At 55.1% G+C, this 12,931-nt stretch carries 11 protein-coding genes; 7 read left to right on the plus strand and 4 right to left on the minus strand.

The genetic code is table 11. The annotated features are described in order from the left end of the window. The first annotated feature begins 1 nt into the window (after position 1). A complete protein-coding gene (locus HZS80_RS03525) occupies positions 2-1,072 on the plus strand; it encodes a carboxysome shell carbonic anhydrase (RefSeq protein WP_179915188.1) in 1,071 nt (356 codons plus the stop codon). Here the strand turns inward: HZS80_RS03525 and HZS80_RS03530 are convergent. Continuing rightward, positions 1,055-2,131, minus strand: a complete 1,077-nt coding sequence (locus HZS80_RS03530; protein WP_035558596.1) for a tRNA-queuosine alpha-mannosyltransferase domain-containing protein — start codon at positions 2,129-2,131, stop codon at positions 1,055-1,057. The genes HZS80_RS03525 and HZS80_RS03530 overlap by 18 nt on opposite strands. Before the next feature lie 223 nt (positions 2,132-2,354). On the opposite strand from HZS80_RS03530, the gene HZS80_RS03535 reads away from it, so the two are divergent. Genes HZS80_RS03535 through HZS80_RS03550 form a run of 4 tightly spaced genes read left to right on the plus strand, consistent with a single transcriptional unit; the run spans position 2,355 to position 7,768 of the window. Next, complete coding sequence (locus HZS80_RS03535) at positions 2,355-2,729, plus strand: response regulator transcription factor (RefSeq protein WP_179915189.1); 375 nt, start codon at positions 2,355-2,357, stop codon at positions 2,727-2,729. Further along, the gene (locus HZS80_RS03540) at positions 2,726-4,789 is read left to right on the plus strand and encodes a 3'-5' exonuclease (protein WP_179915190.1); all 2,064 of its coding nucleotides are present in this window, start codon (positions 2,726-2,728) and stop codon (positions 4,787-4,789) included. The genes HZS80_RS03535 and HZS80_RS03540 overlap by 4 nt, the downstream gene beginning before the upstream one ends. Positions 4,790-4,802: 13 nt before the next feature. Next, positions 4,803-5,012 (plus strand): hypothetical protein, encoded by a 210-nt coding sequence (locus HZS80_RS03545; protein WP_035558603.1) that lies wholly within the window; start codon positions 4,803-4,805, stop codon positions 5,010-5,012. A 2-nt stretch (positions 5,013-5,014) separates the two neighbouring features. Next, entirely contained in the window at positions 5,015-7,768 is a 2,754-nt protein-coding gene (locus HZS80_RS03550; RefSeq protein ID WP_035558766.1) for a sensor histidine kinase, read from the plus strand. A 10-nt stretch (positions 7,769-7,778) separates the two neighbouring features. Here the strand turns inward: HZS80_RS03550 and HZS80_RS03555 are convergent, their stop codons facing one another. From HZS80_RS03555 to HZS80_RS03565, 3 genes are all read right to left on the minus strand, one after another. Beyond that, positions 7,779-8,906 carry a DUF294 nucleotidyltransferase-like domain-containing protein gene (locus HZS80_RS03555; protein ID WP_179915191.1) on the minus strand — a complete coding sequence of 376 codons (1,128 nt, stop codon included), beginning with the start codon at positions 8,904-8,906 and terminating at the stop codon, positions 7,779-7,781. A 31-nt stretch (positions 8,907-8,937) separates the two neighbouring features. Continuing rightward, positions 8,938-9,270 carry an HlyU family transcriptional regulator gene (locus tag HZS80_RS03560; protein ID WP_179915192.1) on the minus strand — a complete coding sequence of 111 codons (333 nt, stop codon included), beginning with the start codon at positions 9,268-9,270 and terminating at the stop codon, positions 8,938-8,940. Between the two features lie 67 nt (positions 9,271-9,337). After that, on the minus strand, positions 9,338-10,558 hold the full coding sequence (locus HZS80_RS03565; protein ID WP_179915193.1) for an argininosuccinate synthase: 1,221 nt from the start codon (positions 10,556-10,558) through the stop codon (positions 9,338-9,340). 195 nt (positions 10,559-10,753) lie between these two features. Here HZS80_RS03565 and rnt point away from each other — a divergent pair, with 195 nt between their 5' ends. Continuing rightward, on the plus strand, positions 10,754-11,422 hold the full coding sequence (gene rnt, locus HZS80_RS03570; RefSeq protein WP_008957300.1) for a ribonuclease T: 669 nt from the start codon (positions 10,754-10,756) through the stop codon (positions 11,420-11,422). A 185-nt stretch (positions 11,423-11,607) separates the two neighbouring features. Then, positions 11,608-12,867: a 6-phosphofructokinase gene (locus HZS80_RS03575; RefSeq protein WP_035558614.1), complete on the plus strand. Its 1,260-nt coding sequence runs from the start codon at positions 11,608-11,610 to the stop codon at positions 12,865-12,867. Positions 12,868-12,931 lie beyond the last annotated feature (64 nt).

The raw sequence follows: 12,931 nt of genomic DNA on the forward strand, positions 1-12,931 counted from the left end.
CATGCCTACCCCTGCCACGCTACTGCATGATCAGCCCATTGAGCAGCGTATTGATGCACTACTGGATCTGTCACGGCAACACGCCGAGCACTTCTGTAGCCCGGGGGCATGGCTGGCGCGGCAACGCTATATGGCCCAGCACACCACCTCTATCGTGGTAATGAAGTGTATGGATGGGCGGATACATATTCCCCACGCCACGCGCACGCCGTTAGGAATCATTACCCCGTTTCGCAACCTGGGCGGCATTTTTGATCTGGGCTGGCCCTACTTGGGCGAGCTGCTGACGGACACGGTTATCGATGCGGCTCAGGCGGGTCGCGGGACGCTAATGTTGATTACCTATCATTTTTCCCGCGGCAATTCAGCCCGTGGCTGCGCCGGTTTTAACTGTGACACCGAAGCAGCCAAAGCCCACGCCTACGCCATTGCCGATCAGGCGGGCAAGCTATTTGGCCAAGACCACCAGCAGGTTTACCCGCTGGTGTGCGGTTTTGAAACTGACAGCGATGCACTGATTATTCATGGGTACGAAGGTGCAGTCCTTGATGTAAGTGAGTGGGTTGGGCACGCCCCTGAAGCGCTGAGCAGCCAACTCAATGCCATTTGCCCAGACATGCCCCACGACATGCAGCGGGACTTACTCCCCCTGCTAGAAGGCAACCTCGCCCACGTTAGTGAACTGCAAGGTGTTGAACGAGAGCTGGATATCGAGCACCGCGAATGGGTGATCTGTATTGGTCGAGGCTTTGATTTTTTGCACCTGCCCAACACCGCATTGATCATCGGCCCCTACGGGCCTGACTTAGCAGTCCCCATTGGCACGGCGGCCACTATCATTGACACCAATATGCGCGCCGGACGCATCCCAGACGATGGCTTTATGCTGCTGGCTTCGACGCCTTACCAGCACAGCGGCGTTGATCGCGCCCGCGCGGAGCTGAAATCCCACTTTCTGTCAGAGTTTGCCGAGCAGGTGATTCGCCGTGAGCATCCGATGCTTGCGCAAAAGATGCGTCGCCATACCGCCGTGGTGCACTGGCCGACGCGGAGATTAGACCGGCTCGACTGATAGAAGCTGGCGGTAGGCCTCGCGCCAAGCGGGCCACTCCCAAACCGAAGTATCAAGGGTGACAGGACGCGCGGCTGGCTTTGTCAGCCAAGCATTGAGTCGCTCATACAGCCCTTCTCGGGTGCCGTCGTAGCGATAGCCAGGTGGATATAAGGCAGGGAAGCAAAGCCGGTCCGGCACCAGGGGCAGCGCCCCGCGCTGAGCCGCCTCCATAATCGCCAAGCCCTGAAACTCATGCCAGGTGGTCGAAACCACAATGCCTGCGCTATCTAGCAACTCACGGTACGCCTCCTCGGGTTGCGGCCCCCAAGCCACAATATGCTTGGCTAAGCGCTGCTCGGCTTCGTCAAAAATGGCCGGGGCTTGGCGAAAGCGCTGCCCTAGCACTGCCAGCTCAAACGCCACTCCGGCATCGCTTAGCGCGAACAGCACGGCAAAGAAGTCATCAGGATTTTTGTCATACTCCCAGCGGTGATTCCAGACAATGCGCTGTGGCACCGTTTTTTGAACAGCCGTTTGCTGGCGGGATGTTGAACATTCAGAAATGGGTACTGGCAAAACCTGAGACCGCTCGCGCAGCGCCTCCAGTGGCTTTGCCGCAGGCAGATTTTCCGGCATTTTTTTCAAAAACGCCCGTGCACCATCGATAAAGGAGTCACGATTATAGGCACTGTTAAACACCACACTATCCGCCGCTAGCGCCGTGTAGAGATTGACCATTTTGGCCTCTACTTGGGGTATCTGATCGCTAGACTTAGGATAGGCAAACTGGTTTTCGTGAAAATAGACGATCTTTTTGGCTCGTCCAAGGTGCGGAAACAGCCCTATGAGCGTCGCCAGGTCCACCATTGAAGTGGCAAGCACCACCTCATACGACTGGCTAAGGCTATCGTGCTCTTTCAACATCCAGCTCAGCGGGTTGCCGCGAATGCGCCAGGCAAAATGACGTGGAGGTAAGGACAAAAGCGTCCACGACACCTCATCAAGTTGCGCCATTAAACTTTGCGCCCAGTAGCGATGACTCACCGCTTCGTAGGCGGATAACAGTAGTACGCGCATTCACAGCCTTAGCAAGCAGATCAGTGGTAAGGCCATAGCACTTTAAGACATAGCATGTTAAGCCATGGCACAGGAGCTAAGCAGTGTACCAAACCAGGCTCAATTGCTCGCTGCTAGCAGTTTATCTGCCGGTGCATTCGGCCAAGGTCGTCTTGGCTGGCAGTCTCGATCTATCTAGACTGCAAGCATGCATCGTTAAAACAAATAAAAGCTGGAGAACACTATGGCCAAAGTGCTCGTCGTCGATGACGAACCCAACATTGTTCTATCGCTTGAGTTCTTAATGGAGCAAGCAGGGTTTGAGGTAGTAACAGCCGAAGATGGTGAACAGGCGCTAGCACGTGTTACCGATAGCCAACCTGATCTACTCTTGCTCGATATTAGCCTGCCGGGGATTAGCGGCTTTGACGTTTTAGAACGCCTACGCAACGAAAAGGCCACCGCCCAACTGCCGATTATTATGCTCACCGCTCACGGCCGTGATGTAGAACGTGAAAAAGGCATGGCGCTGGGCGCTGATGACTACATTACCAAGCCTTTTTCCACCCAATCCTTGGTGGAAAAAGTCAAAGCGCTACTCATTAAGGAGCAGCCATGACCCGAGGTGGGCTGCCCAAACGCCAGCGCCTGATTGGCCTATGGCTCTCGCTAAGCGGCATCAGCTTATTGGGCGGGGCTATTTTTGCCGCTTGGCTGGATGCTCAGCTCGCGCCCACAGGCGTCACCCGCATGGCGCTATGGATAGGCAGCTTTTCCGGCGGCGCGACCCTATTTTTGGTGGGCTTAGTGCTTGAACGCATGCTGTTTACACCGCTGCGTCATTTACAGGTTCAGCTGGCACGTTTGGTTGCCAATCCCGACGCCCGTGACGAACACCCACCCGAGGGTTGGCTAAAAGGGCTGGGGCCAGATTTACGCCGTGTGCGCGAAAGCTGGCGCGAAGATCGTAGCCGCCTCGCTACTGCCCACGCCGACGGCGCACGCAGTGCGGCGCGCATTCGTCAGGAGCTGGAAACACTGCTGCAGGTACTCGAAACGCCCCTGCTTTTATGTGACTACCACCGTCGTGTGATGCTGTTTAACCAAGCGGCAGAAGACTTCTTTGAAGGTAATACAGGGTTAGGCCTGGGCAAACGACTTGAAGCGCTGCTCCCTGTGGCCAGCTTGCAGCAAGCACTCGGCCAACTGCCTAACGACGGCTCCCCGCGAGAGCTGCTCGCCCCCTGCGATAACCGCTGGCTCAAAGTGATACTGCGTCGCGTGCCGGGTAGCGATGGCGAAACATTGCTGACGTTTGGCGATGCAACGGCGTCGTGGTCGAGTGAAATGGGGGTAAGAGCCGAATTGGCCGATATGCTGACCCCCCTACGCCAGCATACCGCCAGTCTCACCAGCGCCGCCGATGCGCTGATCCAACTCCGCCATCAAAACGAAGCCAGCACGTCATTGCTGCGTCAACGGTTTGAGCGCGTCATTCATGAGGAAGGCATCACGTTAGGCGACAACGTGGCCAAAATCGGCCAACTGCTCGATGATATGCAGCATCAGGGCGAGCGCTTAACGCCGATGTGGTCGAACGATTTCTGGCAAGCCCTGGATGAACGCCTAGATCCAGAGCATCGCTTAATTACCCCAGTGGGAATGCCCGCTTGGTTTAAAGGCGATGCCCCCGCCCTGATTGCGCTGTTCGACTCTTTAGTGAAGCACCTCAGTACCCACCTTCCCGAGAGTGGCTTTGAAGGTGAGATATGCCTGGGCAATAAGCGTGTCTATTTAGATCTTATCTGGCGCGGCAAAGCGATCCCCGAACATGAATTGGCGGAGTGGCGCCAGCAACCGCTCAGCTCGCTGCCCCTCACGCCCAGCGTTGCCGACGTGCTACGCCAACACGCCAGCGACATCTGGAGTCTGACTGACGATGATGGGGTGCATGCCCGCCTGCGCCTTCCGCTCCCCGCCGTTGAACGCGTCGGTGCCCCGCGGGAAACGGCACCACCACGGCCCGAGTTTCATGATTTTGGCATTGCCGACCTGCCTCCGCCGGATGAAGCGCTGGCTAGTCGTTCCTTGCGCAGCTTGGAGGTCGTGGCGTTTGATACCGAAACCACCGGGCTTGAGCTGCGCCGAGGCGACACGGTGATCAGTCTGGGTGCCTGTCGCGTGGTCAACGCGCGGCTGTTGGCTAGCGAGGACTTCGATCAAAAAGTCGATCCTCAGCGGCCTATTCCTGCCGCCAGCACGGCCATTCACGGCCTTACCGATGCCGATGTCATGGGCGCACCACCGCTGGATATCGTGCTTACCCGCTTTCGTGACTTTGTAGGCGAAGCCGTACTGCTGGCCCATAACGCCGCGTTTGATCTGCTCGCCATCAGTCACAAAGGTGTCGCTTTTGATATTCCCGTCATCGACACCCTGCTGATTTCTCGGGCGCTGGACGAAGCCTTGGACGGGCATGACCTGGATAGCCTTGCCCAGCGCTACGATCTGGCATTCCCTCCCGGCACCCGCCACACTGCCTTAGGCGATGCTCGAGTCACCGCAGAACTCTGGCTAGCCCTGCTGCCACGCTTAGAGGCCCGCGGCGTCGACACCCTGGAACAGCTGTTAGCGCTGCAAGCCAATGCCTTTGACCGACAGGATGCGAGTGCCTTATGAAGGACACAGCGACATGAAAAACTCAGGCACTCAATCGCGCAAAAGCGAACGCTTAATGGCCCTGGTAGCGGTCGCTTTACTGCTGTTCTGTCCACCGCTGATAATCGTAATAGACCGACTTCCCTCCTTTAACGTCGGCTGGTTACCGCTTTATCTGTTTTGCGCTTGGGCAGTCGTCATCGGTTTGACGGCTTGGCTAATGGAACACCGTGCGGATCGCTGATGATGCGTACTGACGCCGTCATCCTGGGCACTGCCTTTGGCTATTTAGCGCTGCTGTTTGTGGTCGCCGCCTGGGGCGACCGGCGTGCCGAGCAAGGGCGATCGCTGATCGGCTCGCCCACGGTATATGCCCTCTCCATTGCCGTTTACTGCACGGCCTGGACCTTCTACGGCAGCGTAGGGCGCGCCGCAGAGTTCGGCCCCAGCTTTTTACTCATCTATCTTGGCCCCACCCTCGCCATGCTGCTGGCACCCTTTGTGGTACGCAAGATGGTGCGCATTGCCGCCCGCCAGCGCATTACGTCTATTGCCGATTTTATCAGTGCCCGCTATGGCAAAAGTACCAGCTTAGGCGCACTGGTAGCCTTAATGGCCCTGATCAGTATCACGCCTTATATTGCCCTGCAATTGAAGGCGATTACCGTTAGCCATGCAGTCCTTATCAACTATCCACAAGCGGCCGACACGACGCTGGTGGATGAACACTTTTGGATGGATAAGTCTCTCTGGGTCGCGCTGGTGCTGGCGGTGTTTATTATTCTCTTTGGCACCCGCCACTTGGATGCTAGCGAACGCCACGAAGGCATGGTGGCCGCCATCGCGCTGGAATCCCTGGTGAAGCTAGTCGCCTTTATGGCCGTCGGTGTGTTCGTGGTCTTTGTGATGTTTGAAGGCCCCGCTGCGCTGTTTGCACAGGTGGCATCCACGCCAGCGCTGGTCGATAGCATGCGGCTGGACAGCGTTCCTGGTGGCGCCACCGGCTGGGTGGGCATGTTGGTGCTCGCCTTCCTGGCCTTTTTAACCCTGCCCCGCCAGTTTCAGGTACTGGTAGTTGAGAATGTCGATGAACAGCATTTAGCGAGAGCGAGCTGGTTATTTCCCCTCTATATGCTGTTGATCAACCTGTTTGTGATCCCTATCGCCCTGGCAGGCCTGCTGCTAGGTGCGAGCGCAGGTGATCCCGATAGCTTTGTTCTGACGCTACCGCTTTCAGCAGGTTTAGAAGGCTTGCCGCTACTGGTCTTTATTGGGGGGCTTTCAGCAGCCACCGGCATGGTGATCGTCGAGACAATCGCCCTCTCCACCATGGTTAGCAACCAGCTGGTGATGCCACTGCTGCTGCGCTCACGACGCTTACACTTAAGTACCAAAGGCGAACTTGCCGGTTGGCTACTGGGAATTCGCCGGGTCGCTATCGTGCTTATTCTACTGCTGGGTTATCTCTACCATGCGCTCATTGGCGACTCATACAGCCTGGTCACCATTGGGCTGGTCTCTTTTGCAGGTGCGGCACAGTTTGCACCGGCGCTATTGATAGGCCTTTACTGGCGTGGTGCGACTCGCCAGGGCGCCACAGCAGGCTTAATCGCGGGCTTCTTGGTGTGGTGCTATACGCTACTGTTGCCGGGCTTTGCCCAGTCGGGATGGTTGGATGCCACGCTACTTACAAACGGGCCATGGGGAATCGGCTGGTTGAAACCCTATGCGTTGTTTGGACTCGAAAATTGGGATATTTACACCCACTCGCTGCTCTGGAGCATGCTGGTCAATGTCGGGTTGCTAGTCGGTGTTTCGCTGTTTACCCGCCCAACGCCCCTGGAGCAAACTCAGGCGGCGCTATTCACCGAAGCCATGCACCCCAATCTACAAACAACATCACTCTCTGCGTCATTAATGCGCGGTCAAACCACTCAGGGGGCACTCAAAGAGCTTTTGGTTCGCTATCTAGGTGCCCAGACTACCCGTCGAGTATTCAGCCACAGCAGTACCAAAAACGCATTTGTGGCGGACGAGCCCGCTGCCGCCGAGTTGATTACACGGGCAGAGCAGGCATTGGCGGGGGCTCTGGGCAGCTCTTCAGCCCGCGTGTTGATCAACTCAGTGGTCCGTGGCGAAGCACTGGATATTGAGTCGATTCTCAGCATTCTGGATACCACCTCACAAACCCTTGAGTACAACCGTCGCTTGGAGCAGAAATCCCAAGAGCTCGTCCAGATCGGCGAAGAGTTGCGCAGCGCTAATGAGCGGCTGCGGGAGCTGGATCGTTTGAAAGATGAGTTTGTCGCCATGGTCAGTCATGAGCTCCGCACGCCGCTTACCTCCATCCGCGCCTTTGCCGAAATTTTGCGCGATAGCGGCCAGCTGTCCGATGAAAAGCGCCAGCATTTTCTGGGTGTCATCGTTCTCGAAAGCCAACGGCTCTCGCGCTTAATCGAAGAAATTCTCGACCTTGCCCGGCTGGAAAGTGGCCGTTTAACGCTTAACCCGGTGCCACTCGACCTTGCCGCCCTTACTCGACATAGCATTGACGCCATTGCGCATTTGCACCAAGAGCGTGGTATCCAGCTAGAGGTTCATTTAGAAGCAGACCCAGCGATGGTGGTTGGCGACCATGATCGTTTAGAACAGGTGATTATTAACCTGCTTGATAACGCTAGTAAGTTTGCTGATCGAAACCAGCCTAAAGTGCGCCTGTCGCTCTATCACCATCGCCGCCATTTCCGTTTAAGCGTAGAGGATAACGGCGCCGGCATTAGCGCGGATGAGCGTGAACGGGTGTTTGAAAAATTCCATCAGATACAGCAGAACGACGATATTCCCAGAGGGCGCCCCAGAGGGAGTGGCTTGGGACTACCCATTAGCCGTGGAATTATCGCCCATCTGGGTGGACGCCTCTGGGTTGAGGATGCCAAAACGCTGGGCGGTGCCTGTTTAACACTGGAGCTACCCGCGGCGCCGAATGACACTCACGCTTGATGCTATCCCGCTAAGCACTTTTGGCGCGCTGAATAAATGCTCTAATCTGCTGCAGATCAAACTTTAACAGCAGGCGCTCGTCTTCACGCAGGCGGCGAAGATCCACCCAACCGTCAGCGGCTTGGCCAGCGCTTTTGTTGATACGCTGTTGATCCAACAGGCGCTGCTGAAGTCGCTCAAAGACTGCCAGCAATAGGTCGGATTGCGTCCTAGGCAGCACATTTTCCACATGACTGAGCCTTATCAAGCGCTCTCGAGTGGCTATTTCACGCAGGCCATGACGAACGCAGAGCAAACGCGCTGCGCTGATCAGCGGCATTAAGCCTTGGTGTTTAAGATTAACGGCGTGGTCGTGCGGGGCATCGAGATGCGGACTTGAGGCGATTCGCCCAAAACGGTCCAGCGCGACCGGCAACTGATCAAGTAACGCTGCCATTTCATCCATAAATAGTGACGCTTTAGGAAGTATTGAAGCGATGCTCACGCCCAGTTGCTCAGCAAGCGCTGAATTGCCAGCGACGGGGGCAAAATCGAGCAAAATATTGGTCTGCTGAACGCGCTTCACCCGTCGATCCGCGCTCCAGATTTCAAGCTGTGCATGCCATTCACTTATCCGCTTGCGCCACATGGGCCAGCGGGCCATCACATGGCCGCGGCACAGTGGAATGCCGGCTTCATCCAGGCGTTGAGTAAACCGCTCGCCCAGGGCTTGAAAGTAGCCGTCAATCTCAACATGCCGATGGTCAGGGTAATCATCGATAATCAGCGCATTATCCTGATCGGGGCCGAGCAGGCTCTCGTAGCGGGCCGCCGAACCTAACATCAACACACAGTAATTGACCGGTGGTGTGCCCCACCCTTGCGCCTGCAGTTCATCAAGGGATTGCGCAATCGCTCGTCGATATAGCCAGGCATTATGATCACTGATGACTTGGCTAATACGCCAAGCGGGTAAATCGTAATGTATCAGTGTTTCAACCAAGGAGGGTTGCCACGCATAGGCGTCGGCAATGGAAGACTGAGGTGAAGAGAGTTTTGAGAAAAGATGCTGGAGCGGCGCGTCGAGCGCCACGGTGTTAAAACGTCCATGCTCGTTGAATAAGGAGCGCCAGGGCGAGGCTTGGTGTACTACTCGCATACGCCTCTCCTTTACGAACGTTTGTGTCGGCTTACTCTGTACTGTCGCCAGCACGACGTGGGTCAGGCTCGAACATTGCCTCTCCGACTTCATCGATATAACGCTGCGCTTTAGTGACCAGCATGGCATCACACGCTTCGCGACCTGGCAGCATATCGGAGCGCTCAAAACGGTGTTCAAGGGTTTCACCGCTGGCATCAGCTTTACGAATCCAACCGCTAACGCGGTATTGACCGCTTTGATCATCCGGCTGAGACACAATCTCATAGCCTTTGTATTCCACGGCATCAGCCGCTTTGGTGGTAGCGCCGGGAGCAGCCTGACGATCACTACCAAAGAGTCCGGATAATAATTTTTTGAACATAGGGGTTCCTTAATATGCCGGGCGGCAGCGATTAGCTGCCGCCCTATCAACATATGCGCTTTAAAAATTAGCTTTGCTTACGGCCTTTGCCAGCAGCAATGCGCAGGCGAAGAGCATTCAGCTTGATAAAGCCTTCGGCATCTTTCTGGTTGTAAGCGCCCGCATCATCTTCAAACGTAGCGATCGACTCATCAAATAGCGACTCATCGGATTTACGACCCACGACGGTCGCATTGCCTTTATAGAGCTTCATACGCACGACACCCGATACATTCTTTTGGGTCTCGTCGATGGCCGCTTGCAGCATGCGACGCTCTGGGCTCCACCAGTAACCGTTATAGATCACTTCCGCGTATTTCGGCATCAGCTGATCTTTCAGGTGGGCTTCTTCGCGGTCTAGCGTTAGTGATTCAATGGCACGGTGAGCACGCAACATAATGGTGCCCCCGGGCGTTTCATAGCAGCCACGAGATTTCATGCCCACGTAGCGGTTTTCAACAATATCCAAACGGCCAATGCCGTTATCACCACCTAGTTTGTTGAGCTTTTCCAGCACTTCGTGAGCTTTCAACGGCTCGCCATCAATGGCCACGATATCACCCTTTTCATACGTCAGTTCAACGTAGGTAGGGGTATCTGGTGCGGCTTCAGGAGAGACGCTCCAACGCCACATATCGTCTTCTGCTTCAGCCCAAGGATCTTCCAAAATACCGCCCTCGTAAGAGATATGCAGTAAGTTGGCATCCATGGAATACGGTGATTTTTTCTTTTTATTGGCAAAATCGACCGGAATTTTATGCTCTTCGCAATACGCCATTAGCTTTTCGCGGGAGGTTAAGTCCCACTCACGCCAAGGGGCGATTACTTTTACGCCAGGCTTAAGGGCATAGCCGCCAAGCTCAAAGCGAACTTGGTCGTTACCTTTACCCGTCGCACCGTGTGAAATAGCGTCGGCGCCGGTTTCATTGGCAATTTCGATCAAGCGCTTGGCGATCAATGGCCGGGCGATAGAGGTACCCAGCAGGTACTCACCTTCGTAAATAGTATTAGCGCGGAACATTGGGTAGACGTAATCACGCACGAACTCTTCGCGCAGGTCTTCGATGTAAATCTCTTTTACGCCAAGCGCTTGCGCTTTAGTTCGCGCAGGTTCGACTTCTTCGCCCTGACCGATGTCGGCAGTAAAAGTCACTACCTCGCAGTTGTAGGTTTCTTGCAACCACTTAACGATAACGGATGTGTCCAGGCCGCCTGAATATGCCAGCACAACCTTTTTGACATCGGACATTCTTTGCTCCTTTAAAAAGCGATTGGATTTGAGACAGACACTGAGTATAGCGTTCTCAATGCCCAGCGAATACCGTCAACGACGCCTGGGGGCTAAAGCTGCTAGAATCACTCCATTCAAAGCGGCGGCTTGCCGCTAATGTCGAATGATTACTCGCTTGAAGACTATTACTCGCTTGAACATAAGGAGAGCTGCATGAGCGAGGCAATTGCCCGCGAATTAATGGCCCAACGTTTTCGCAGTTACCTGCCAGTGGTCGTTGATTTAGAAACCGGGGGATTTAATGCCCAAGGTGATGCCGTACTTGAGATTGCTGCCGTTACGCTGACCATGGATCCGGAAGGCAACCTGCTGCCTGATGCTACCTATGCTTACCACATTCACCCCTTTGAAGGGGCGAACGTTGAGCAGTCGGCACTCGATTTTACCGGCATTAACCTGGATGACCCGTTACGCAGCCAGGTCGCGCTTAGCGAAGCTGAAGCACTCAATGAAATTTTTCGCCCTATACGTAAATCAATCAAAGCTCACGATTGCACTCGCGCCATCTTAGTTGGTCATAATGCGGCGTTCGATCAAGGCTTCTTGAACGCGGCGGTGAATCGCTGCGGCATTAAGCGCAATCCATTTCACCCATTTTCTAGCTTTGATACAGCCACTCTGGCTGGCTTGATATATGGACAAACCGTGCTTGCCCGCGCCTGCCGTGCAGCTGGCATTGAGTTTGATAATAAAGCTGCCCACTCCGCCCGTTACGATACTGAGCGAACCGCCGAGCTGTTTTGCTCCATGGTGAATCGCTATAAAGATTTGGGCGGCTGGCAGCTTGCTCAGCGCGAACAAGAGATGGATAGCACTGATTAGCACCTGGCATCCGCCGCCTAGCCGCTAATGCAGAGAGCCGCTAATGCAGAAAACCAGGCTTTACGCTAAACTTTGCCGCATTACAGCAATGTGCTTTACCACCGACAATGCCGGTTAGCGCGTGTGTGGCGGTGATAAAACGATATCGATTAATTTTATCCATTTTCAGGAGATGAGACGTTTCCATGGCCCAGCATAATGCTTTTTACGCCCAATCCGGTGGCGTCACCGCCGTGATCAACGCCAGCGCCTGCGGCGTTATCGAAGCCTGCCGTCAGGCACCCGATCAGATTGGCAAGGTTTACGCCGGTCATAACGGCATTATCGGGGCTTTAACGGAAGACCTTATCGACGTTACCCAAGAGAGTGATGAAGCGATTGCAGCCCTACGCCATACACCAGGCGGCGCTTTTGGCTCTTGCCGCTATAAGCTTAAAGACATTGATACTCACCGCGCCCAGTACGAGCGCTTGATCGAAGTCTTTAAAGCTCACGATATTCGCTACTTTTTCTATAACGGTGGCGGCGATAGCGCCGATACCTGCTTGAAGGTCTCTCAGCTTTCCGAGAAGCTGGGCTATCCGCTCACCGCCATCCACGTGCCTAAGACTGTCGATAACGACCTGCCGATTACCGACAACAGCCCAGGGTTTGGCAGTGTGGCCAAGTATATTGCCACTTCAACCCTGGAAGCTTCGCTGGATATCGCTTCCATGTGCGCTACCTCAACGAAAGTGTTTGTGCTTGAGGTAATGGGTCGCCACGCGGGCTGGATCGCCGCTGCCGGTGGTTTAGCGGGCGAAGGCGAAGGCGAGCCGCCGCACATGATCATATTTCCGGAAATTGCGTTTAACCGTAAAGCGGCCATGGCGCGGGTTGAAGAAAGCGTTAAACAATATGGCTACTGCGTGATCGTGGTTTCTGAAGGCGCGCGCTATGAAGATGGCACTTTCCTGGCTGACGCAGGCAATACCGATGCCTTTGGCCATCGCCAATTAGGCGGCGTCGCACCGACACTTGCGGGTATGATCAAGCAGGATTTGGGCTATAAGTACCATTGGGCGGTGGCCGATTATCTACAGCGCGCCGCGCGTCACCTGGCTTCAAAAACCGACGTTGAACAAGCCTATGCGGTGGGTCGCGAAGCGGTGACGCTGGCACTGGCAGGCAAAAATGCCATGATGCCCGCTATTCGCCGCATTTCTCAGTCACCTTACCAGTGGGATGTCATCTCCGCTCCGCTGTCTCAGGTGGCCAATAAAGAGAAATTTATGCCCCGCGACTTTATCAGCGACAACGGCTTTGCCATTACCCAGACGTGCCGGGATTACCTCTCACCATTGATCCAGGGCGAGGATTTCCCCCCGTTTGAGAATGGCTTGCCGAAAGTGGCCAAGCTGAAACTGGCAAAAGCAGAGCGCAAGTTGCCTACTTTTACGCTGTAAACACTCCGCGCAGCGAAACAAGCTGTGCGGTAATAAAAAACGGGGCGATGAATAATTTCATCGC

The sequence above is a fragment of the Vreelandella glaciei genome, from assembly GCF_013415125.1.
Taxonomy (GTDB): domain Bacteria; phylum Pseudomonadota; class Gammaproteobacteria; order Pseudomonadales; family Halomonadaceae; genus Vreelandella; species Vreelandella glaciei.

Bases quoted from the DNA above. Each gene is read 5' to 3' on its own strand.
- HZS80_RS03525 (WP_179915188.1), top strand. From the start codon at position 2: ATGCCTACCCCTGCCACGCTACTGCATGATCAGCCCATTGAGCAGCGT.
- HZS80_RS03530 (WP_035558596.1), bottom strand. From the start codon at position 2,131: ATGCGCGTACTACTGTTATCCGCCTACGAAGCGGTGAGTCATCGCTAC.
- HZS80_RS03535 (WP_179915189.1), top strand. From the start codon at position 2,355: ATGGCCAAAGTGCTCGTCGTCGATGACGAACCCAACATTGTTCTATCG.
- HZS80_RS03540 (WP_179915190.1), top strand. From the start codon at position 2,726: ATGACCCGAGGTGGGCTGCCCAAACGCCAGCGCCTGATTGGCCTATGG.
- HZS80_RS03545 (WP_035558603.1), top strand. From the start codon at position 4,803: ATGAAAAACTCAGGCACTCAATCGCGCAAAAGCGAACGCTTAATGGCC.
- HZS80_RS03550 (WP_035558766.1), top strand. From the start codon at position 5,015: ATGCGTACTGACGCCGTCATCCTGGGCACTGCCTTTGGCTATTTAGCG.
- HZS80_RS03555 (WP_179915191.1), bottom strand. From the start codon at position 8,906: ATGCGAGTAGTACACCAAGCCTCGCCCTGGCGCTCCTTATTCAACGAG.
- HZS80_RS03560 (WP_179915192.1), bottom strand. From the start codon at position 9,270: ATGTTCAAAAAATTATTATCCGGACTCTTTGGTAGTGATCGTCAGGCT.
- HZS80_RS03565 (WP_179915193.1), bottom strand. From the start codon at position 10,558: ATGTCCGATGTCAAAAAGGTTGTGCTGGCATATTCAGGCGGCCTGGAC.
- rnt (WP_008957300.1), top strand. From the start codon at position 10,754: ATGAGCGAGGCAATTGCCCGCGAATTAATGGCCCAACGTTTTCGCAGT.
- HZS80_RS03575 (WP_035558614.1), top strand. From the start codon at position 11,608: ATGGCCCAGCATAATGCTTTTTACGCCCAATCCGGTGGCGTCACCGCC.